The sequence below is a fragment of the Rhodanobacter soli genome (assembly GCF_039523495.1).
GTDB classification, from domain to species: Bacteria; Pseudomonadota; Gammaproteobacteria; order Xanthomonadales; family Rhodanobacteraceae; genus Rhodanobacter; species Rhodanobacter soli.
Genome location: NZ_BAAAFK010000001.1, coordinates 767,104 through 789,402 on the forward strand (window position 1 = coordinate 767,104; position 22,299 = coordinate 789,402).

Consider the following 22,299-nt stretch of genomic DNA (forward strand, 5'->3'; position numbering starts at 1 on the left):
TGCGGACACGCGATATGACGGGCGGCAGGTGATGGTATCGGGGCAGTAGCTTGGGCCCAGGTGGGCGACAACGAGTCGCGCATCTGGGCCTTTTTCTTGCCTGTGTGGCACCCCATTCAGTTTCACGGTGCAGCCGGCGCGCCGGCTTCACACAAGATTGTTAAGCTTGCAACTCCAGCCGGCCCGTGCGCCGGCTGCGCAGGAGTGACACATGCGCGTACTGGTTATCGAAGACAACAGCGATATCGCGACCAACATCGGCGATTATCTGGAAGACCGCGGCAACGTGGTCGATTTCGCGGGCGACGGCGTGACCGGCCTGCACCTGGCGGTGGTGCACGATTTCGACGTGATCGTGCTGGATCTCACGCTGCCCGGCATGGACGGTCTGGAAGTGGCGCGCAAGCTGCGCCACGAGGCGCACAAGCAGACCCCGATCCTGATGCTGACCGCGCGCGATGCGCTGGAGCAGAAGCTGACCGGTTTCGAATCCGGCGCCGACGACTACATGACCAAGCCGTTCGCGCTGCAGGAACTGGCCGCGCGACTGGAAGTGTTGGCGCGCCGCGGCAAGGGCCCGCAGAGCCGGGTACTGAAAGTGGCCGACCTCACCTTCAACCTCGACACACTGACGGTGAACCGCGAGGGCAAGTCGATCCAGTTGAACCCGATTGGCCTGAAGCTGCTGCAGGCGTTGATGGAAGCGAGCCCATCGGTGGTCACCCGGCAGGATCTGGAACAGCGCGTGTGGGGCGAGGAACTGCCCGACAGCGACTCGCTGCGCGTGCACATCCACGGCCTGCGCGCGGCGATCGACAAACCGTTCGACAAGCCGCTGATCCACACGCGGCACGGCATTGGCTATCGGATGGTCGAGCCGGATGCAGTCCAGGCGTAAGCTTCGCTATCGGTTGATCGTCTCCTTCACGCTGTTCGGCTTCGGCCTCAGTGCGCTGTTTGCCGTGGCCGCGCTTTACGTGCGCGCGAAGGTGGAGGACCAGCTGGTGGTGTCGGCGTTGCAGCACGACGTCGACCAGGCGGTCGAGAACAAGCACCTGCACCCCGACCTGCCGCTGAAATCCGACCTGATCGATGCGTGGCTGTGGAGCGACCGCACGATCTACAAGGCGCCGCTGGCCTGGCAGAACCTGGCGACCGGCGTCTACGACATGAAGGACGTGGACGAATCGGGCCGTCCGCGCCATTACAAGCTGGCGGTCAGCCGCAAATACGGCCTGATCGCGTTCGTCATCTACGACATCAGCCGCGAAGACCTGGGCAAGCAGCAGCTGATCCTGTCGCTGGTCGGCGCCGTGTTGTTGTTCAGCCTGCTGTCGCTGGCGATCGGGTTATGGCTGTCGCGCAAGGTGTTGAAGCCGGTCAGCGAGCTGGCCAATCGTCTGCGCGAGTTTCGCAAGGCCGGCAAGGCCGAGCCGCTGGCGCCGCATTTCGCCGACGACGAAGTGGGTGAACTGGCGCATGCCTTGGACGAATATTCCGCGCGGCTCACCGCGATGGTCGAGCGCGACCGCGAGTTCAACTCCGACGTCAGCCACGAGTTGCGCACGCCGCTGGCGGTGATCGCCAGCACCACCGAACTGCTGCAGGGTTCGCCCGATCTCACCGAGAAGCTGAGCGAGCGGCTGAAGCGGATCGAGCGCGCCTCGCGCCAGGCCACCGAGCTGATCGAGGCGTTGCTGCTGCTGTCGCGCGCCGAGCGGCGCGGTCCCACCCGCGGCGAGACTACCGAGGTGGGCAAGGTCGCCGCCGACGTGATCGAGAGCCAACGCCCGCAGATGCGCGGCAAGCCGCTGAGCATCGAGCTCGCTGTCAACGAACCGGTCAACGTCAACGCGCCGGCCTCGGTGCTGTCGGTGGCGCTGACCAACCTGGTCGGCAATGCGATCAAGTACACGCTGGAGGGCAGCGTGCGCGTCGAGGTGGGCGATGGCCGCATCGAGGTGATCGACACCGGCCCCGGGATCAAGCCGGAAGACGCAGAGCGCCTGTTCCAGCGCGGCGTGCGCGGCGAAGGCGCCGGCGGCAGTGGCGCCGGCCTCGGCTTAGCGATCGTGCGCCGCCTGTGCGAACTCTACGGCTGGAATGTCTCGATGCGCCCGCGCGCTGACGCCAACGGCGCGATCGCCAGCATCAAGTTCAGCTGACGCCTTTGGCTTCTTACTCGACCTTCCGTTCGTCCCCGGGTCAAGTCCGGGGCAGGCTCTGAGCCTGCCACCTCTTCCGTTCGTCCTGAGCCTGTCGAAGGATGGACGGAAAGCACGGTGGGCCGGCACTCCGGCGAACGCCCTTCGACAGGCTCAGGGCGAACGGGATTGTGAGGCTCGGAGCGAACGTGATTGTGGGGCTCAGGGCGAACGGGGGTTGTGGGTTCTGGAGCGGCGTAGGCTCTGCAAGAGCACTCCGCACCCGAAGGACTCCCTTCCCTGCTGCGCGGGGGAGGGAGTGAATCAGAGCGAGGCGCAAACGAAAACGCCCCGCATCGCGGGGCGCTTTCTCGAGCGATCAGGTCAGCGCTCTCTCGTTTCTCGCCGTCCCGCTCGCACCTGCTTGCGTCTCAGAACCTCACACCTGCTCCAGCCAACCCCACTTGTCGTGGGTGCGGCCGTCGAACAGGCCGAAGAACAGTTCCTGCAGGCGCAGGGTCACGCGGCCGGCCTTGCCGGTGCCGACCTGCTTGCCGTCGACCGAGCGGATCGGGGTGATTTCGGCGGCGGTGCCGCACATCAGCACTTCCTCGGCGAGGTACAGGTATTCGCGCGGGATGTCGCGCTCGACCACCTCGATGCCGTCCTCGCGGGCCAGCGTCTTCAGCGTGTCGCGGGTGATCCCGGCGAGGATCGACGCACTGGCCGGCGTGGTGTGCAGCACGCCGTCGAAGACGAGGAACAGGTTCTCGCCGGCGCCTTCGCTGAGCAGGCCGGTGGAGGCCAGCGCGATGCCTTCGCCGAAGCCCAGGCGGCGCGCTTCACGCGCGATCAGCTGGCCGGAAAGATAATTGCCGCCGGCCTTGGCGCCGGCCGGGATGGTGTTCGGCGCGAAACGCTGCCAGCTCGACACGCAGGCGTCGATGCCGTTCTGCAGCGCTTCCGGCCCGAGGTAGGGACCCATCGGCCAGGCGGCCACGGCGACGTCGATCGGGGTTTCGGCGGACAGGCCGAAACCGCCCAGGCCACGGTAGGCGACCGGACGCAGGTAGGCGGCGCCCAGGCCGTTCTTGCGGATCACTTCACGGCAGGCCACCGCCAGGTCGTCGGCCGAGTACGGCAGCACCATGTCGTAGATCTTGGCCGACTGGTACAGCCGGTTCAGGTGGTCGGTGAGGCGGAAGATCGCGGCGCCATCCGGCGTGGCGTAGCTGCGGATACCCTCGAACACCGATGAGCCGTAGTGCAGTGCGTGCGACATCACGTGGGTGGTCGCCTCGGCCCAGGGCTTGATGCTGCCGTTCTGCCAGATCCACTCGGGGTACTGCTGCGCCATGTCGATTCTCCAATGGGGACCGCCCATGATAACTGTTGGTTGCCGGGCTGGCGTCAATTCGCGTTGCGCAACCACAGGCAGCCGGCCTGGCGCACGATGTCGAAACGCAGTTCCCGCGGGCCGCCGCTGCCGTCATTGCCGACGGTGTGCAGTACCAGCTGGCTGCCGGTCGATGGCAAAGCGGGTGGGGTGTCGCTGGCGAACGGAGCGTCGCTGCTGGCTGCTTGCGCCGGCGCGCTGCCGTCCGGGATATCCGCGTCCAGCAGCGGCTGCTTCATCAGCTCGGCCAGCGCACGGATGTCCGCGATCGCCGCGCCGCGGCCGTAGCCGTTCCACAACATCAGGCCGGCCAGGCGGTTGGCGTCGCGACTGGCAAAGGCGTCGATCACACTCTGGCGCAATTCGCCCGGGCTGGCCGCGCACAGGATCGGCGGCGGTGCGGCCAGCGGGGCAGTGGCATTGCCGGGCTGGGCGCCGGGACTGACCGGGGTGGCCTGCAGCGCGGCGCAGGGCTGGTCGGTGAACACCGCGCCGCCGTTCGCGCCGATGCAGCGATGGATCTCCGTCTGCGCCGCGGCGGGTGCGGCACAGGTGAGCAGGATCAGGCAGAGCAGGGCGGCCAACCGGTACATCACACCAGCATACCTGTCGTGCAGATCAGGAAAGCTGCTGCAGCACCGCCTGCGTGGCACGAGCCCGGTTCAGCGTGTAGAAGTGCAGCCCGGGCGCGCCGCCGTCGAGCAGGCGCCGGCACAGTTGCGCCACCACCTCGGCGCCGAGCGCGCGCACCGAGTCGGCGTCGTCGCCGTGCGCCTGCATGCGCTTGGCGATCCAGCGCGGAATCTCCGCGCCGCACATGTCGGAGAAGCGTTTCAGCTGGCTGTAGTTCGAGATCGGCATGATCCCCGGCACGATCGGCACGCTCACGCCGAGCTTGCGCACGTCGTCGACGAAGCGGAAATACGCATCGGGGTTGAAGAAGTACTGGGTGATCGCGCCGTCCGCACCGGCGTCGACCTTCGCCTTGAAATGCTGCAGGTCGCACAGCGCGTCGTCGGCTTGCGGGTGGGTTTCCGGATACGCCGCCACCTCGATGTGGAAGTGGTCGCCGCAATGCTGGCGGATGAAACTCACCAGTTCGGCGGCGTAGCGAAAATCGCCCGCGGTGGCCATGCCCGAAGGCATGTCACCGCGCAGCGCCACGATGCGCCGATAGCCGGCTGCGCGGTAGCCGTCCAGCAACGCGGCGATCTCCGTCCGGGTGCCGCCCATGCACGACAGGTGCGGCGCCACCCTGAGCCCATGCTGCGCGTGCAGTCGCGCCACCGTGTCGCTGGTATAGCTCAGCGTGGAACCACCCGCACCGAACGTGACCGAGGCGTACTCCGGCTGGTGCACCTTCAGCACCTGCACGCTGCGATCCAGCTGCGCGCGCTGCTCGTCGGTCTTGGGCGGGAAGAATTCAAAGCTGATCGCCGGCATCGCCTGGGTTCCTGGTCGCGGTGGCGGCGAGTATATATCTTTGTGTCGCGATGAAGCGATAGATGGTGAAGCGGGAAATGGGAGCAGGGAATGGGGGAATAGTTGAAAAAGCGGGAGCGTCCGTGCGCTTCACCGTAAAAAAAAACGGGACGCATGGCTGCGTCCCGTCAGGTGAGGCTAGAAGGCTCTTATTCCCTTCTCCCCATTGCCTATTCCCGGCTCAAATCAGTAGCGGTAGTGATCCGGCTTGTACGGACCTTCCACCGGCACACCGAGGTATGCGGCCTGGGTGGCGCTGAGCGTGGTCAGCTTCACGCCGATCTTCTCCAGATGCAGGCGCGCGACTTCCTCGTCGAGCTTCTTCGGCAGGATATAGACCTTGGCCTCGTACTTGTCCTTGTTCGCCCACAGGTCGATCTGCGCCAGGGTCTGGTTGGAGAACGAGTTGGACATCACGAAGCTCGGGTGGCCGGTGGCGCAGCCGAGATTCACCAGGCGGCCTTCGGCGAGCAGGAAGATCGCACGACCGTCGGCGAAGGTGTACTTGTCCACCTGCGGTTTGATGTTGAGCTTGGTGACGCCGGCCATCGTGTTCAGCGCATCGACCTGGATCTCGTTGTCGAAGTGGCCGATGTTGCAGACGATCGCCTGATCCTTCATCGACTTCAGGTGCTCCAGCGTCAGCACGTCCTTGTTGCCGGTGGTGGTGACGTAGATGTCACCGCGTCCCAGCGTGCTCTCGACCGTGTTGACCTCGAAGCCTTCCATCGCCGCCTGCAGCGCGTTGATCGGATCGATCTCGGTCACGACCACGCGCGAGCCGTAGGCACGCAGCGAATGGGCGCAGCCCTTGCCGACGTCGCCGTAGCCGCAGACCACGGCGACCTTGCCGGCCAGCATCACGTCCATCGCGCGCTTCAGGCCGTCCGCCAGCGACTCGCGGCAGCCGTACAGGTTGTCGAACTTGCTCTTGGTGACCGAATCGTTGACGTTGATCGCGGGGATCAGCAGCGACTTCGCCTCGGCCAGCTGGTACAGGCGATGCACGCCGGTGGTGGTCTCCTCGGAGACGCCCTTCCAGTCCTTCACCACGGTGTGCCAGTAGCCCGGACGCTCGGCATGCACCCGCTTGAGCAGGTTCTTGATCACCTGTTCCTCGTGCGAGGAGGCCTTCTCGTCGACCCACTTGCTGCCGTTCTCCAGCTCGTAGCCCTTGTGGATCAGCAGCGTCACGTCGCCGCCGTCGTCGACCACCAGCTGGGGCCCAAGGAAACCGCCCTTGCCGTCGGGGAAGGACAGCGCGTCCAGCGTGCAGTCCCAATACTCTTCCAGCGTCTCGCCCTTCCAGGCGAACACCGGCGTGCCGGTCGCGGCGATCGCGGCGGCGGCATGGTCCTGGGTCGAGAAGATGTTGCACGAGGCCCAGCGCACGTCGGCGCCGATGTCCTTCAAGGTCTCGATCAGCACCGCGGTCTGGATCGTCATGTGCAGCGAGCCGGTCACGCGCACGCCCTTCAGCGGCAACGTGGCGGCGTGCTTCTTGCGGATCGACATCAGGCCCGGCATCTCGTGCTCGGCGATGTCCAGCTCCTTGCGGCCCCAGTCGGCGAGCGACAGGTCACGGATCTTGTAGTCGTGGTGGTTTTCTTTGAGTGCGGCGTTCATGCATGTCTCCGGTTAGTGCGAGGTTCTTTCGAGTGGACCGGCCATGGATGGCCGGTTTGCTGCGAAGGGACTCGCGTACAAACAACCGGGCGCCGTTGTGGAACGTGCCGCGCCGAGCCTGGCCATTTTTTGTGAAGAGTCTGCACAGGGATGTGCAGGCTGTTGCGGATGGATCCGCATTCACGAATGAACGGTCGCAGCGCCCCTCGGCGGGCAGTACAAGCCAGATATTGTAGCGGCAGAAGCCGGCGGATGCCGTCGGCGTCGCAATTCGTTTAGGCTTGCCCTCCATCCCGTCCCCGGAGCCCTGCATGGAATCAAGCCGCGAACCCGAGTTCCTGCCGCCCGACGGCCCGCTGCGCGAGGACGTCAGCCGGCTCGGCGCGATGGTCGGGCGGATGCTGGCCGAGCAGGGCGGCACGGCGTTCTTCGAGCGGGTCGAGCAGGTGCGCACCGCGGCGATCCGCCGACGCCGCGAAGGCGCCACGGTGGAGGAACTGGCCGCCTCGCTGGCCGGTCTCGATGCCCACGACGCCGAAGCGCTGGCGCGCGCGTTCGCCACCTATTTCCAGGCGGTGAACACGGCCGAGCGGGTGCACCGCATCCGCCGGCGCCGCGACTACCAGCGCGAGGGCAGCGCGCCGCAGCCCGAGTCGCTGCTCGACGTGCTGGGTCGGCTGAAGGCCGAGGGCGTGGGCGCCGATGAACTGGTCGGCTGGCTCGACCGGCTGTGGATCGAGCCGGTGTTCACCGCGCATCCGACCGAAGCGGTGCGCCGCTCGCTGCTGGAGAAAGAGCAGGCGATCGTGCGCTCGCTGATCGACGGCTTCGATCCGCAGCGCACACCGCAGGAACGCAAGGAAGACGACGACCGCATCTACATGGCGCTGTCCGCCGGCTGGCAGACCGCCGAGGCCTCGCCGGTGCGGCCCAGCGTGCAGGACGAGCGCGAACACGTCGATTTCTACCTGGCCAACCCGCTGTACCGGATCGTGCCGGCGCTGTACGAATCGCTGTCGCAGGCGCTGCAGGAAACCTACGGCATGGCGATCAAGTTGCCGCGACTGCTGCGCTTCGCCAGCTGGGTTGGCGGCGACATGGACGGCAACCCGAACGTGGGCGCCGACACCATCGCCGACTGCCTCGACTCGCAGCGCGCGCTGGTGCTGGAGCGTTACCGGGAGGACGTGGCCAGGCTGACGCGTCAGCTCAGCCAGACCGAGAGTCGGGTCGCCACGTCGGCGGCGCTGCGCGCACGGCTGGCGGATTACCGCGCACGCTTTCCCGTGGCCGCGGCGCAGATCCGGCCACGCCACGCCGACATGCCTTACCGCTGCCTGCTGCAGCTGGTCAGCGCGCGGCTGGCGCTTACCGGCGACCAAGCTATGGACGGCTATACGTCCAGTGACGAATTGCTGGACGACCTGCAGCTGATCGCCGACAGCCTGTTCCAGCACCGCGGCGTGCACGCCGGCGCCTATGCGGTGGAACGCCTGGTGTGCCGCGTGCGCAGCTTCGGTTTCCACCTGGCGCGGCTGGACGTGCGGCAGGATTCGCGCGTGCACGACGACGCGCTGGCGGCCCTGCTGGCCGATCCGGACTGGGCTTCCCGCGACAGCACCGCACGCGCCGACCGGCTGCGTCCCTACGCCAGCGGCGAAGCCGTGTTTGCGCACAGCGCCGATGCGAACGCCGAGTCCCTGCAGGCGGTGTTCGCCACCCTGCGCGACAGCCGCCGCAGCCACGGCCACGACGCCATCGGTCTGTACATCATCAGCATGGCGCGTTCGGCCGCCGACGTGCTGGCAGTGCTGGCGCTGGCGCGGCGTGGCGGGCTGGTCGACGAAGCGCAGCATGTGCCGCTCAATATTGCTCCGCTGTTCGAGACCGTCGACGACCTGAAGAACGCGCCGGCCACGTTGCGCGCGCTGCTCGACGACCCGGTCTATCGCCGCCATTTGGCTGCACGCGACGACCAGCAATGGGTGATGCTGGGCTACTCCGACAGCGGCAAGGACGGCGGCACGCTGGCCTCGCGCTGGGGCCTGCAGCGCGCCCAGGGGGAGTTGCTGGAAGTGGCGCATGCCGCCGGTATCCACCTCGCGTTCTTCCACGGCCGCGGCGGCTCGGCCAGCCGCGGCGGCGCGCGCATCACGCCGGCGCTGATGTCTTCGCCGCGCGGTGCGGTGGCCGGCGTGCTGCGGGTGACCGAGCAGGGCGAGGTGATCCACCGCAAATACGGCATCCGCGCGCTGGCGCTGCGCAACCTGGAACAGACCGTCGGCGCGGTGCTGCGTGCGTCGCTGCGTCCGCGCGAAGACGAACCATGCGAAGCGCGCTGGCGCGAACTGATGGAGACCTTGTCGGCGACCAGCCGGCGCAGTTATCGCGACTTCGTCGAGCGCGACGGCTTCGTCGACTACTTCCGCAGCGCCACCCCGGTCGACGTGATCGAGCAGATGACCCTGGGCTCGCGTCCGGCCAGCCGCCGCAGCATGCGCGGCGTGCAGGATCTGCGCGCGATCCCGTGGGTGTTCGCCTGGACCCAGTGCCGCTCGATCCTGCCCGGCTGGTACGGCCTCGGCAGCGCGCTGGAGCAGGGGGTGCAGCAGTTCGGCGAACAGGCGCTGGCGGAGATGGCGCGCGACTGGCCGTTCTTCTGCAACCTGCTGGACGACGTCGAGATGGTGCTGGCCAAGTGCGACCTGGACATCGCCGAGGCGTTCTCGAAACTGTCCGGCCCGCTGCACGACGAATTCTTCGGCCTGATCCACGCCGAGTTCGCGCGCACCCGCCGCTGGTTGCTGCAGCTGAAGGGCAGCGACGTCCTGCTGCGCGGCGAGCCGCGCCTTGCCGCCTCGATCCGCTTGCGCAACCCTTACGTCGACCCGATGAGCCTGCTGCAGGTCGACCTGCTGCAACGCTGGCGCGAAGGCGACCGCAAGGATGACGCCGTGTTGCAGGCGCTGGTTGCCTGCGTCAATGGCGTTTCGCAAGGTTTGCAAAACACCGGTTAATCGCGGCGCTTCATAGGGCGGGCACGGCCCGCCGGCTCCACGATGAGTCACAGCCAGAAGCGGCGGGCCGTGCCCGCCCTACGATTTGAGGCTCGCCTGCAGCGCGGCGATGCGCTGCTCGCGTGGCAGTCGCTTCCACGCCATCTCCAGCTTGAGCGCCTCGCTACGGTCGGCGACCCAGACCCAGCCCAGCAACTGCCGCGGCGGGTTGGAGCGGGTGAAGCGGGCGCCCTTGCCGGCCAGGTGTTTCGCGTAGCGCTGTTCGGGGTCGCGTGCGATGCCGGTGTAGACGCGGCCGTCGGCGCATTCCAGCAGGTATACGGCCCAAGCGTCGGCGCCGACGTCGCTCATGGGCTCAGGCCCACTCGACCAGACCTTCGGCCTCGCACACTCGCTTCCACGACGGGCGCGCCTTGAGTCGTGCCGTCAGCGCGGCCAGCTGCGGCCATGCCGTCGCCGGGCGCGGCATGTTGCGCGACCAGCGCATCAGCATCAGCGTGTACAGATCCACCACCCCGAACGTGTCGCCCAGCATGTACGGGCCGTGCGCGGCCAGCTGCGCATCGATGTACGACCAGCACTTTTCGATGCCGATACGCGCCGCTTCCTTGATGCTGTCGCCGGCGTCGGGCAGATGGTCGCCGGGATAGAACCACTGGCGGAACAGCGGCTGCAGCGAGTTGGCCAGGTACAGCATCCATTGCAGGTGATCGGCGCGCTGAGCGCTGCCGATGGCGGGTGCCAGCGCGGCTTCGGGATGCCGCTCGGCCAGCAGCATCGCCAGCGCCGCCGCCTCGCCGTGGGGTACGCCGTCGATCACCAGGGTCGGCACCACGCCGTTCGGATTCAGCGCCAGGTAGGCCGCGCTGCGTTGCTGGCCGGCGTCCAGATCGACCCGCTCCAGCGTGTGCGGCGCACCGATCTCGAGCAGGGTCAGATGTACCAGCAGGTTGGCGGAACCGGGGGCGTAGTAGAGCGTGTACATGGCGATCATCCGCAGGGGCAATCCGCGAATGATACGCCGCTGTGTCGCCGTGCCTGCGCCGCAGCGGTCGAAGGTCAGGCGTCCAGTTCGGTCCAGCGCGCGTAGGCCGCGTCCAGTTCGGCCTGCAGTGCCACCAGTGCCTCGTTCGCCTTGACGATGGCGGCGCTGTCCTGCTGGAAGAAGGCCGGCTCGTTCATCGCCGCCGTGCGCGTGGCGATGTCGCCTTCCAGTTGCTCGATGCGTTTGGGCAACTGTTCCAGCTCATGTTGTTCCTTGAAACTGCGCTTGCGCTTTGCCGCAACGGGCGCCGCAGGTGCCGGAGCCGGCGTGGCGGATTTGCCGGTGGTCGGGGTGCTGCGCGCGGTGGGCCGTTGGCGCAGCCAGTCGGTATAGCCACCCACGTACTCGCCGATCTGGCCTTCGCCTTCCAGCACCAGTGTGCTGGACACCACGTTGTCGAGGAAGGCGCGATCGTGCGAGACCAGCAGCAGGGTGCCCTGGTAGTCGGTCAGCAATTCTTCCAGCAGTTCGAGGGTCTCGACATCCAGATCGTTGGTCGGTTCGTCCATCACCAGCAGGTTCGACGGTTGCGCGAACAGCTTGGCCAGCAGCAGGCGGTTGCGCTCGCCGCCGGACAGGCGGGTGATTGGCGCGCGCGCGCGGTCGGGCGAGAACAGGAAGTCCTGCAGGTAGCCGATGATGTGCTTGCGCTGGCCGTTGAGTTCGATGAACTCGCGGCCCTCGGCCACGTTGTCCAGCGCGTTGAGCTGGTCGTTGAGCTGCAGGCGGTGCTGGTCGAAGTAGGCGATCTGGGTGCCGGTGCCCAGCTCGGCCGTGCCATGCAGCGGGGTCAGTTCGCCCAGCATGATCTTCAGCAGGGTGCTCTTGCCGGCGCCGTTGGGGCCGATGATGCCGATACGGTCGCCGCGCATGATCGTGGTGGAGAGATCCTCGATCAGCACGCGGCCGTCATAGGCCTGGTGCACGTGCTGCAGGTCGATCACCTTCTTGCCCGAGGCCTGCGCGTTCGCCGCATTCATCTTGACGTTGCCGCTCAGGTTGCGCCGCTCGGCGCGCTCGTTGCGCAGCGCCTTCAGCGCGCGTACGCGGCCTTCGTTGCGGGTGCGCCGGGCCTTGATGCCCTGGCGGATCCACACTTCCTCCTGCGCCAGCTTCTTGTCGAACAGCGCGTTCGCCTGCGCCTCGGCGTGCAGGCGTTCCTCGCGGCGGCGCAGGTAGTTGTCGTAGTCGCCGGGCCAGTCGGTGAGTGCGCCGCGGTCGATCTCGACGATGCGCGTGGCCAGTGCGCGCAGGAAGCTGCGGTCATGGGTGACGAACAGGATGCTGCCGGCGAACTGCTTGAGGAAGGTTTCCAGCCAGCCGATCGCCTCGATGTCGAGATGGTTGGTCGGCTCGTCCAGCAGCAGCACGTCGGGCTTGCGCACCAGCGCCTGGGCCAGCAGCACGCGGCGCTTCATGCCGCCGGACAGCGCGGCGAAGTCGGTCTCGCCGGGTAGCTCCAACTGGGTCAGCACGTCGCTGACGCGGCGGTCCAGATCCCAGCCGTGCTGCGCCTCGATCTGGTGCTGCACGTCGCCGAGCGCATCGAAGTCGCCCTCGGCCAGCAGATGGTGATAACGCGCCAGCAGCCGGCCGAGATCGCCCAGCCCTTCGGCGACCACGTCGAACACGCTGCCGGCGGTGCTTTGCGGCACTTCCTGCGCCATCCGCGCCACCACGACGCCGTTCTGGATGCGCACCTCGCCATCGTCGGCGTGCAGCTCGCCGGCGATCAGCTTCATCAGGGTGGACTTGCCTTCGCCGTTGCGGCCGACGATGCAGACACGCTCGTTCGCCTCGATCGACAGATCGACATGTTCGAGCAGGAGTGGGCCGCCGATGCTGAAGTCGACGCGTTGCAATTGGATAAGAGACATCCGCCCATTGTAGCTGGTGCGGCAGGTATCGCTGCGTCTGGAGTCCGCTTCGCAAGGCGGCTGAAAAACAAAACGGGCCGCACAAGGCGGCCCGTTTCGCTTGCAGGGTTGCGACGCCGGCTTACTTCAGCTTCGCGTCCTTGCGCAGCGCCTCGGCGCGGTCGGTCTTTTCCCACGAGAACGCGGTGAAGGCCTTGCCGTCCGGACCCTTCATCTGGTGCGGGGTGCGGCCAAAGTGGCCGTAGCTGGCGGTCTGCTGGTACATCGGGTGGATCAGGTCGAGCATCTGCAGGATGCCGTACGGGCGCAGGTCGAAGTGCTTGCGGATCAGCTTCTCGATCTTCTCGTCGCTGATCTTGCCGGTGCCGAAGGTGGTGACCGAGATCGAGGTGGGATGTGCCACGCCGATCGCATAGCTCACCTGCACTTCGCAGCGGTCGGCGATGCCGGCGGCGACGATGTTCTTGGCCACGTAGCGCGCGGCGTAGGCGGCCGAGCGGTCGACCTTGGACGGGTCCTTGCCGGAGAACGCGCCGCCACCGTGACGGGCCCAGCCGCCGTAGGTGTCCACGATGATCTTGCGGCCGGTCAGGCCGCAGTCGCCCACCGGGCCGCCGATGACGAACTTGCCGGTCGGGTTGATGTGGAACTTGGTGCCCTTGTGCAGCAGCTTGGCCGGCAGCACCGGCTTGAGGATGGTCTCGCGCACGGCCTCGATCAGGTCTTTCTGCTTCACGTCCGGATCGTGCTGGGTCGACAGCACCACGGCGTCGATCGCCGTTGCCACGCCGTGCTCGTAGCGCAGGGTGACCTGGCTCTTGGCGTCCGGGCGCAGCCACGGCAGCGGCGAGTTCTTCCGCTTGCGGACTTTCGCCTGCTGCTCGACCAGGCGGTGCGAGTAGTAGATCGCCGCCGGCATGAAGTCCTTCGTCTCGTTGGTGGCGTAGCCGAACATCAGGCCTTGGTCGCCCGCGCCCTGTTCTTCCGGCTTCTTGCGGTCCACGCCCTGGTTGATGTCCGGCGACTGCTTGCCGATCAGGTTGATCACGCCGCAGGTGGCGCCGTCGAAGCCGACGTCGCTGGAGTCGTAACCGATGTCCACGATGACCTTGCGGGTCAGCGCTTCCAGGTCGATCCACGCATTGGTGGTGATTTCGCCGGCGACGATCGCCACGCCGGTCTTGACCATGGTTTCGCAGGCGACGCGGGCGCGCGGATCCTGCGCGATGATCGCGTCGAGCACGGCGTCGGAGATCTGGTCGGCGACTTTGTCCGGATGGCCTTCGGAGACCGATTCGGAGGTGAACAGGTAGTTGGACATCGCGGTATATATCCCTTCGTGCGGATAGAAAGATAAAAGAGGTCGGGCATGATACATCGCCGCCCCCGGTTTTGCAGCCCGTGGGAATTCTGGGGCCAGGGGGTTAGGCCGGTGTTCAGTCGTTTGAACGGCTTTACGGCCTGCGACTTGGGCCTCGGCCGGGCGTGACCTGGGAGCGGGGACGGCCCGTCCATGGCTCAGTATGGAGAGGCGCGGGCCTGCACGAACGCAAAGAAGAACACCGCATCGGGGTCGTTGCGGACCGCCTGCAGCTCCATGCGCATGCCTTCGACCGTGGCGGCATCGACCTTTCCGGCGAGCACCAGCTGCTCGGCCGCCGACACAAGCAGTTCTTCCCAGAATTCGATCATGCGCTTGCGTCGCGCCGGCTGACGATTGTCCAGATGGATGCTCTTCACTTCCGTCCGCACGTCGCGGTAGCCGCCGGCCAGCAGCAGGTTGCCCAGCTTGGCGCCAATGAACGGGTCGCCGCCGGTGTCGTACTGGTAATCGTTGAACGCCATCCAGTAGCGAAGCAGGTTCGGTGAATAGGGGTCGAGGAAGAAAGAGGAGTTGAGCACCTCGGTGACGTAGACGGTGGCGCCGGGGCTGAGCACGCGGCGTACCTCGCTGAGTACGCGCGAAGGGCTGGGCATGTGTTCCAGCACCCAGCACAGGTAGGCGGCATCGAAACTGCGTTCGGCGAAGGGAAGGTCCGTGGCGTCAGCCTGCTGCAGGGTATAGCGCGTCGCGCACCAGGTGGTTTCGGCCAGTTTGCGTTCGGCGGCAGCCAGTTGCGCGGCGGAGCGGTCGATGCCGGTGACGTGCAATTGCGGAAACCGTCGCAGCAGGATCTCGGTCTGTGCGCCGACCCCGCAGCCGATTTCCAGCAGGCGGGTCGCGTCGCTGTAGTCGATGTGATTGAACAGGCTGGTCTCGAACATGCGGGCCTGCCGCACCAGCCGGGACTGCTCTTCCGCGGAAAATCCGTGGATATAGGGGAATTCGCCTGTGGCAGTCCTGTTCATCGTCGTGGCCGGAGACCCGAAGGAGCCGCCGCTGCTTGCCACGGTACTCCTCCGTCATGGCAGCGGGGAGTGCGCCCGACGATTTCCCGCGGGACGTTCGTTCAGGCCGCCAGGCGCGCCTCGTCCTGCAGCGCGGCGAAATAGTCGCGGGTCAGGCGCAACTGCTCGCCGGCGGTTTCCGCACGGTTGACCACCTGGCGGAACGCCGCGTTCTCCGGCCGGTCCTTGGCGTACCAGCCCAGGTGCTTGCGCGCGATGCGCACGCCGGCCGCTTCGCCGTAGAACGCGTAGAGCTGTTCGAGGTGGCCGAGCAGGATCGCGGCGACTTCGGCCGGTTCCGGTTCGGGCAGCAGTTCACCGGTGGCGAGGTAGTGGGCGATTTCGCGGAAGATCCACGGCCGGCCCTGGGCACCGCGGCCGATCATCACGGCATCGGCGCCGGTGACGGCGAGCACATGCTCCGCCTGCTGCGGCGTGCAGACGTCGCCGTTGGCCAGCACCGGGATACGCACGGCAGCCTTCACCGTGGCGATGGTGGCGTACTCGGCCTCGCCTTCGTACTTGTCGGCGCGGGTGCGACCGTGCACGGCCAGCGCGGCGATGCCGCTGTCCTCAGCGATGCGGGCGATATTGAGTGCGTTGCGGTTGTCGCGATTCCAGCCGGTGCGGATCTTCAGCGTTACCGGCACCTCGACCGCGTCGACCACCGCCTTGACGATGCGCGCCACCAGCGGCTCGTCCTGCAGCAGGGCCGAGCCCGACCACACGTTGCACACCTTCTTCGCCGGGCAACCCATGTTGATGTCGATGAGCTGCGCGCCGTTGGCGACGTTGAAGCGCGCCGCTTCGGCCAGCATCGCGGGGTCGTAGCCGGCGATCTGCACGCTGACCGGTTCGGGTTCGCCGGCGTGGTCCATCCGCCGGAGCGACTTGCGGGTGTGCCACAGGGTCGGGTCGGCGCTGGTCATCTCGGACACGGCCAAGCCCGCGCCGAGCCGCTTGCACAGCAGGCGGAACGGCTTGTCGGTGACGCCCGCCATCGGGGCGAGCACCAGCGGCGGGTCGATGCGGTAAGGGCCGATTTGCATCCGCGCATTGTAGTGAATCCCGGAAACCGCCGCGCCGGCGGTTTCCGGGGGCACGGCTACAACGCGCCGCGCACGGTCAGGCCGAACGTGCGGGGAGCGCCCAGGAAGGCATTGATCGAACCGGGCTGGATCGGCGCATCGAAGCCCACCTGCTTGTAGGTGCGGTCCGTCAGGTTGTTGCCCCACAGTTCGACCTGCCAGCGCTTGCTGATGGCGCCGACGACCAGGCGGGCATTCAGCAGCGTGTAGGCGGGCTGCATCTTGGTCGGGTTCAAGTCAGATCCGGTGTTGTACTCGGTCATGTGCTTGGCGCCCACGTTGAGGCGTCCCATCAGGTAGTCGTTGAAGTTCCACTGATAGGTGACTCCGCCGGTGAGCGCCCATTTCGGCGCGAATCCCGCGGTGTTGCCCGGCACGTGCGCCAGTGCGGGGTCGGGCAGCAGATCGTTGCCGTACTTCGCATCCGTGTACGTGGCACCGCCCTGCAGCGACAGTCCCGGGATCCGGGTCTGCCACAGCATGTCGGCGTCCACGCCCTTGGTGGTCAGTTCGGGCACCGAGCGCACCACGTAACTGGTGCCGAGGAAGCTGTTGAGCTGGAAATCGGTGTACTTCGAATGGAACAGCGCGGCGTTCAACAACAGGTTGCCGTCCCGCCAGCTGGTCTTGGTGCCCAGCTCGTAGCTGTCCACGAATTCGCCTGGGAACGAGGTGTCGGTGACCGGGACAATGCCCTGCGGGCCATCGTTGCGCCCGTTGCCCGATTGCACCCGATCCAGATTGAAGCCGCCGGCCTTGTAGCCACGCGCAGCCGAGGCATAGGTCATCACGCCGTCGCTCCAGCGATACGCGGCCTTCAGCGTGCCCGACCATTCATTCGCGGTGAAGTCCTGTGTCGTGGTGCGGCCGTTGAACATCGGGTTGGCCCAGGGCAGGCACATGTAACCGATCACCGTGGGCACGATCGCCGCGATGTACGGCGCCGGCACGCCCCGGGCGGCCAGCGCCCCGCCGACCCGGGCCGGGCTGCCCAGCCCGGCGGCGCAACCCAGGCCGCCGTTCGGGTTGGTGTAGTGCGAGTCCACCGACTTGTTCTCGTGGGTGTAGCGCAGGCCCAGGGTCAAGGCCAGCTTGTCGGTCGCGTGGAAGGTGGCGTTGCCGAACGCGGCCGTGCTCTTCGCGTCCTGGTTCCAGTGGTCGCGCGATGCGGCGCCGACAAACGAGGTGCCGTAAGGCTTGCCGCTGGCCTGGGACAGGAACGTCGCGGCCCCGGCGGTATTGACCAGGCCGGGCGGGAACGACTTGGCGATGTCGTTCAGCAAGGCGGTGGACAGATAAGGCTCATACGCCGCGCCCAGCGTGACCGCATCGTGGCGTTGCAGCTTCTCGTTGTCGTAGTACAGGCCGACCATCCAGTCGACGCGGTCCGTGTTGCCAGCCAGGCGCAGCTCCTGGCTGAAGGTCTTGAAGCGCACCGAGTTGTCTTCGGCGCCGTAGGGGCGGTACCAGATGTCGGCGCCGCTGAAGTCGAGGTCGGTGCCGACGATGGCGTCCCACTTGCGCAGCGCGGTGATCGAGGTGAGCGTGGCGTTGCCGAACCACGAGGTGTTCCAGTTGACCTCGGTCGACAGGCCCTTGTCGGTGATCTTCTGCGTGGTGTCGCGGTTGTTGTAGGCGAGCCGCTTGTCGATGTCCACGGCCGGGATCACACCGTTGCCGCCGGCCAGCGCGTTGACGATCGCCGCGGTGGGGCCGCGCACCACGGTGACGCCGACGCAGCAATTCTCGTTGCGCTGGGTGTAGTCGCCAATGATGTTGATGTCGAGGTCGCTGCTCGGCGTGAGCAGCAGTTGCGTGCGTATCGAGTGGAAGTCCTGATCGCCGTCGCTCTTGAGCGTGCGCGGTCCCACGCCGGTGTTCACGTCGTTGAAGCCGTCGCGCTTGCGGTCGGCGGCGTAGATGCGGAACGCGGCGTAGTCGCTCAGCTTGTTGTTATACGAACCGGCCACGCCCACGGCACCGTAATTGCCTGCGGTGAACTCGAGGTTGCCTTCCTCCTTGAAGCTGGGCCGTTTGGTGATCACGTTGATCAGGCCGGCCGAGGTGTTTTTGCCGAACACGGTGCCTTGCGGGCCCTTCAGCACTTCCACCTGTTCCAGTTCGCCGAGGTCGCCGAATGCGACGCCGTTGCGCGCGCGTGGCACGCCGTCGATCACGATGCCCACCGAGGATTCCAGGCCAGGGTTGTCGCCGACGGTACCGACGCCGCGGATGCGCGCGGTGGTCTGCGTCTCCGAGGTGGTGCTGGTAACGAACAGGGTCGGAACCAGGGTCTGCAGATCCTTGATGTCGCGTACGCCGGTGTCCTGCAGCAACTGCTCGGGCAGGGTCGCCATGGTGATCGGTACGTCCTGCAGCAGTTCCTCGCGTTTCTGCGCGCGTACCGTGATCTGGCTGAGCGTGGTGACCTGCTTGTCGGCCTCCTGCCCGCTGCTGGCGGGTGCCGCGGTGTCCTGTGCGTGTGCCAGCGGCAGCTGGGCCGCGGCGAGCGTGGCGATGATCGAGAACGCCAGCCGTTGCCGACGATGATTGCGGATATTCATGGTTGCTCCCCCCGTGATGGACCTTGGTGCACGGTGACGCCCCCTACGGCGTTGCACCGTGCCCGCTCTTTGGCTCCCGACCCCGAATGCGCGCCCCTGACCCGTGGTGACGGCGTTGCGGACGAAGTTAAAACTTTGTGTTCCAAAACGTAATTTCTTGTGACACAGGCATCCTAGCCATTGCCAAAATTGAAAGCAACGTAATGAAAAAATAAAGTTTTTTGCATCGCAAGAAAAAACGATTAGCGCTATCCGCTCTCATGGACTGCGGATTTCGGGACTTGTCTTTGGCCATCATGGGAAGTGCGCGTCGATGGTTTGCCGGTTCGGCGTCGACACGCGGTCACGGTCGCGTTGCCGTGATCCAGGCGCAGCGGCAAGCATCGAAGGCGCCCTGCGCTTTACTGCCGGTTGCGCGGTTGGCGCGTGCGCCAGAACAGGAATCCGGTGACCAGGAAGAATGGCGGCAGCAGCCCGCACAGCAGCGCCAGCAACTTTCCGGCCAAACCGCCCACGCTGCCGGCGTGCAGCGGATAAACCGCGTTGCTGAGGCGCGCGCCGGTACCCTCGGCGGTGGCGTCGACCGCGCCCAGCACGCGGGCTTGGTAAGGATCGAGCCACACCTGACTGCGCCCGACCGGATGCCATTCGCCCGGCGCCCGTGCGCGGATCGTCACGCGGCCATCGGCGGCCGAGGGCAGCACGATGCGGCGCAGTTCGGCGTCCGGCAGCGCGTGTTGCGCGGCGTCGAGCACTGCCGTCCAGGCGATCGTCTGCGGGTGCGGCGCGATGCGGGCCGGCGTTGGTGTGGCCGGTGCGTCCGCGAACAGCGTCTGCAAGACGTGCCGGGTGCCCGCGCTGTAGACCATCAGGGTGCCGGTCAAGGTCACCAGCAGCAGCAACGGCAGGCTGAGCACGCCGATGCTGCGATGCCAGCTGACCCAGCGCCGCGCCGGCGGCTGCGTGTGGACGCGCAGACTGCCGCGCAGATTCCGCCGGCCCGGCCACCACAGCCACACGCCGGAAAGCAGCAGTCCCAGCGTGAGCCAGCCGAGCACGCCCAGCACGGCCTCGCCGGTTTTCTCGGCGAGCAGGTGGGTGTGCCAGTCGCGCAAGGTCAGCAGCAGGTCGCTGCCGATGGCGCGCGTCAGCAGCAGATTGCCGTTGGCCGGATCGAGATAGCGCCGTGAGCCATCGGAAAAATACAGTTGCCATACCGGCAGTTCGGCGGTCGGCAGATCGGCGCTGCGCAGTCCTCGGGGCGGCCATTCGTGTGCGATGCGCGTCAGCACGGCCGCGCGCGCGGTGGCGTCGGGCAATGCATGCGCGGAAAGTGACGGATGCAGCAGGCGCAACAGCGGGCCCTGCAGTACCAGCACGCTGCCGCTGAGCGCGATCAGCGCATAGACCAGCCCCAGGCTGAGGCCGACCCACCGGTGCAGGCGCTTCAGCCAGTACCGCACGGCGCCGGCATGGCGCGCGGATGCGTCGATGATGGTCGCGGAGGCGGACACTCAGAAGGCCTGCTGCCAGGTCAGCGACAGCACGCGGCCGCGGCCGGCGAAGTACGAATCGTTGTCGCCGACGGTCTGCGAGACGTAGTTGATGTATTGCTTGTTGGCGAGGTTCTGCACGCCCAGCGTCCAGTCGCCGGCGCTGCCGGTGTGCCACTTCAGGTAGGCGTCGGCGGTGCTGTAGCCGTCGAAGTGCGCGCTGCGCCGGCCCAGCGTGGCGAAGTCGCGGCTGTAGGCGTGGCTCAGCTGCAGGTAGCTCGACAGCGCGTCGTTCCAGCGCTGCGTCCACGACAGGTTGAGCCGGTTCGGCGCGATGTTGGCGCCGTCGAGGTCGGAGTCGACTTGGCCGTCGCCGTTGCGGTCCGAGCGGCCGCGGTTGATCGCGAAGGAGGCGTCGAGGCGGGTGCCGTCGAGCGGCTGCCAGTTCGCGCGCGCTTCCCAGCCGCTGATCGCGGTGCGCTGGCGCATCACGTTGTAGACCTGGTTCGGCGCATCGAACACCAGCACCGAGCCGAGCCGCGAGCGCGAGACGTAGTAGCTCACCCGCGCGCCCATGCGGTCGCCGGCGTACTCGGCGCCTACTTCGCGGTTGTCCGAAACCACCGGCTTCAGGTCGAGGAAGCTGGCCACGTTCTGGCCCGGCTTGTTGATCGCGCGCAGCACGCGGCCCACGTCGGGCAGGGTGTAGCCCTCGGCGTAGCTGGCGAACAGGTTGAGCTGGGCGGTGAGGTACCAGACCGCGCCGATGTTCGGCAGCGTCTTGCTGAAACTAGTGGAGCCGCCTTGCACGGTGACGCCGTTGTAGGCTGCCAGCGTCTGGAAGGTGGGCACGTCCAGCGTGCCGTGCTCGTGGCGCAGGCCGCCGGACAGCGACAGCGACTCGAGCGGCCAGTACTCGGCCTGCAGGAACGGCGCCCAGCCGGTGTAGGTGCTGTCCGGCACCCAGTGGCGGCCGGTGTGGGTCAGTTCCTGGAAGGTGGTGTCGCGATAGCCGTCGGCACCGGCGAGCAGGGTGAGCTTGTCGTCTAGCAGGCCGCGCCTGGCCCATGACAGCCGCGCGCCGTCCTTGGTCGACACGTTCTGCGACTGGTCGAACACGTTCGGACCGTAGGCCGGATCCTGGAAGGTGGCGAAGCGGCCGCCGCCGAACAGTTCGCGGTTCTTCTGGTGATAGAGCTGCGCGCGCAGTTCGCCGCCGGCCAGCGTCGGGTCGCGGTAGTCGAGGCTGCTGGTCAGTACGCGATTGCGCGGCGCGTCGCCGGGCTGCTTGCCGCGGATCGAGGTGGTCGGCAGGTTGCTTGCCATGTCGCCCGGCACGGCGGTGTAGTCGCCGTTGCCTTGCAGGTCGAAACGGTTGACCGTCAGCTGCAGCCGGCGCGCGCCGGCGAAGTTGTAGCCGAGCTTGGCGAAGCCATCCGTGCTGCGCGAATCCATCAGGTCGCCCTGGGTACCGTCGACGCCGATCAGCCGCCCCTTCGCGTCGGAGTACATGCCGCGCTTGCGCCACGACGCACCGGCGACCAGGTCGAACGCGCCGCTGCGCAAGCCCAACAGGTACGCCGCGCCGTAGCCCAGGCCATTCGCGCCGCGGGTCGGTGCGCTGGTGTTGACGGTGACTTCCTGGCGCACGCCGTCCTGTTTCGGCGCCTGCTTGGTGATGATGTTGATGATGCCGCCGGCGGCGCCGAGGCCCTGCATCGAGTTGGAGCCCTCGACGATCTCGATGCGCTCGATCATCGCCGGGTCGATCGTGTAGGCATCGCGCGAACCGTTGCGCAGCGGGCTCGATTGCGGCACGCCGTCGATCATGTACAGCGGGTTGCGTCCGCGCAGGGTCTGCCCGCGCGAGCTGAGCTTCTGCGTCGAGGGGGCGAACGAAGGCAACAGGTTGCCGATGGCGTCGGAGAGGTCCGGCGTGATCGCCAGCTGCTGGCGCAGGTCCTCGCTGGTGATCACCGTGATCGTGGTCGGCAGCGCGCCCTGGCTCTGCGGCATGCGCAGCGTGCTTTCGGAGACTTCGATGCGCCTGAGCTCGACGGCATCCTTCTGGTCGGCGGCATGGGCGAGGCCGGTGAAGGCGAACACAATGGCAAGGGCGAGCGGGCGAGCGGGGAACGACATGAGGGCCTCCAGTTGAGGAGGCGCATGTTAAATGAAA

At 67.0% G+C, this 22,299-nt stretch carries 16 protein-coding genes and 1 riboswitch; of the genes, 3 read left to right on the forward strand and 13 right to left on the reverse strand.

Annotation, left to right across the window (positions count from 1 at the left end; translation table 11 throughout):
* The first annotated feature begins 211 nt into the window (after window positions 1–211).
* Together ABD024_RS03345 and ABD024_RS03350 are read left to right on the forward strand one after the other, a co-directional pair.
* Entirely contained in the window at window positions 212–898 is a 687-nt protein-coding gene (locus ABD024_RS03345; protein ID WP_007509416.1) for a response regulator transcription factor, read from the forward strand.
* Window positions 882–2,165 (forward strand): sensor histidine kinase, encoded by a 1,284-nt coding sequence (locus tag ABD024_RS03350; protein WP_343849675.1) that lies wholly within the window; start codon window positions 882–884, stop codon window positions 2,163–2,165. Before ABD024_RS03345 ends, ABD024_RS03350 begins: the two co-directional genes overlap by 17 nt.
* A 418-nt stretch (window positions 2,166–2,583) precedes the next feature.
* Here the strand turns inward: ABD024_RS03350 and ABD024_RS03355 are convergent, their stop codons facing one another.
* The 4 genes from ABD024_RS03355 to ahcY all read right to left on the reverse strand — a co-directional run bounded on the left by ABD024_RS03355 (window position 2,584) and on the right by ahcY (window position 6,648).
* Window positions 2,584–3,501 carry a branched-chain amino acid transaminase gene (locus tag ABD024_RS03355; protein WP_343849678.1) on the reverse strand — a complete coding sequence of 306 codons (918 nt, stop codon included), beginning with the start codon at window positions 3,499–3,501 and terminating at the stop codon, window positions 2,584–2,586.
* A 53-nt stretch (window positions 3,502–3,554) separates the two neighbouring features.
* A complete protein-coding gene (locus ABD024_RS03360; RefSeq protein WP_343849681.1) occupies window positions 3,555–4,133 on the reverse strand; it encodes a DUF4124 domain-containing protein in 579 nt (192 codons plus the stop codon).
* Window positions 4,134–4,158: 25 nt separating this feature from the next.
* Window positions 4,159–4,983, reverse strand: coding sequence for a methylenetetrahydrofolate reductase [NAD(P)H] (gene metF, locus ABD024_RS03365; protein ID WP_343849683.1), 825 nt, complete (start codon window positions 4,981–4,983; stop codon window positions 4,159–4,161).
* Between the two features lie 225 nt (window positions 4,984–5,208).
* Window positions 5,209–6,648 (reverse strand): adenosylhomocysteinase, encoded by a 1,440-nt coding sequence (ahcY, locus tag ABD024_RS03370; protein ID WP_343849685.1) that lies wholly within the window; start codon window positions 6,646–6,648, stop codon window positions 5,209–5,211.
* An 80-nt stretch (window positions 6,649–6,728) separates the two neighbouring features.
* Window positions 6,729–6,862, reverse strand: a riboswitch (S-adenosyl-L-homocysteine riboswitch).
* A 97-nt stretch (window positions 6,863–6,959) separates the two neighbouring features.
* Between ahcY and ppc the strand changes: the two genes are divergently transcribed.
* A complete protein-coding gene (gene ppc / locus ABD024_RS03375; protein ID WP_343849687.1) occupies window positions 6,960–9,665 on the forward strand; it encodes a phosphoenolpyruvate carboxylase in 2,706 nt (901 codons plus the stop codon).
* Between the two features lie 78 nt (window positions 9,666–9,743).
* Here ppc and ABD024_RS03380 read toward each other — a convergent pair whose 3' ends face one another.
* From ABD024_RS03380 to ABD024_RS03420, 9 genes are all read right to left on the reverse strand, one after another.
* On the reverse strand, window positions 9,744–10,016 hold the full coding sequence (locus ABD024_RS03380; RefSeq protein ID WP_343849689.1) for a GIY-YIG nuclease family protein: 273 nt from the start codon (window positions 10,014–10,016) through the stop codon (window positions 9,744–9,746).
* A 4-nt stretch (window positions 10,017–10,020) separates the two neighbouring features.
* Window positions 10,021–10,650 carry a glutathione S-transferase family protein gene (locus ABD024_RS03385; RefSeq protein ID WP_425543119.1) on the reverse strand — a complete coding sequence of 210 codons (630 nt, stop codon included), beginning with the start codon at window positions 10,648–10,650 and terminating at the stop codon, window positions 10,021–10,023.
* A gap of 74 nt (window positions 10,651–10,724) precedes the next feature.
* The gene (locus tag ABD024_RS03390) at window positions 10,725–12,587 is read right to left on the reverse strand and encodes an ATP-binding cassette domain-containing protein (RefSeq protein ID WP_343849693.1); all 1,863 of its coding nucleotides are present in this window, start codon (window positions 12,585–12,587) and stop codon (window positions 10,725–10,727) included.
* A 121-nt stretch (window positions 12,588–12,708) separates the two neighbouring features.
* Window positions 12,709–13,908 (reverse strand): methionine adenosyltransferase, encoded by a 1,200-nt coding sequence (gene metK, locus ABD024_RS03395; RefSeq protein WP_343849695.1) that lies wholly within the window; start codon window positions 13,906–13,908, stop codon window positions 12,709–12,711.
* 197 nt (window positions 13,909–14,105) lie between these two features.
* Window positions 14,106–14,936, reverse strand: coding sequence for a class I SAM-dependent methyltransferase (locus ABD024_RS03400; protein WP_343849697.1), 831 nt, complete (start codon window positions 14,934–14,936; stop codon window positions 14,106–14,108).
* A 101-nt stretch (window positions 14,937–15,037) separates the two neighbouring features.
* Entirely contained in the window at window positions 15,038–16,024 is a 987-nt protein-coding gene (dusB, locus tag ABD024_RS03405) for a tRNA dihydrouridine synthase DusB (RefSeq protein ID WP_343849699.1), read from the reverse strand.
* A 56-nt stretch (window positions 16,025–16,080) separates the two neighbouring features.
* A complete protein-coding gene (locus ABD024_RS03410; RefSeq protein WP_343849701.1) occupies window positions 16,081–18,627 on the reverse strand; it encodes a TonB-dependent receptor in 2,547 nt (848 codons plus the stop codon).
* A gap of 401 nt (window positions 18,628–19,028) precedes the next feature.
* Window positions 19,029–20,141, reverse strand: coding sequence for a PepSY-associated TM helix domain-containing protein (locus ABD024_RS03415; protein ID WP_343849703.1), 1,113 nt, complete (start codon window positions 20,139–20,141; stop codon window positions 19,029–19,031).
* Window positions 20,142–22,262: a TonB-dependent receptor gene (locus ABD024_RS03420; protein ID WP_343849705.1), complete on the reverse strand. Its 2,121-nt coding sequence runs from the start codon at window positions 22,260–22,262 to the stop codon at window positions 20,142–20,144.
* Window positions 22,263–22,299 lie beyond the last annotated feature (37 nt).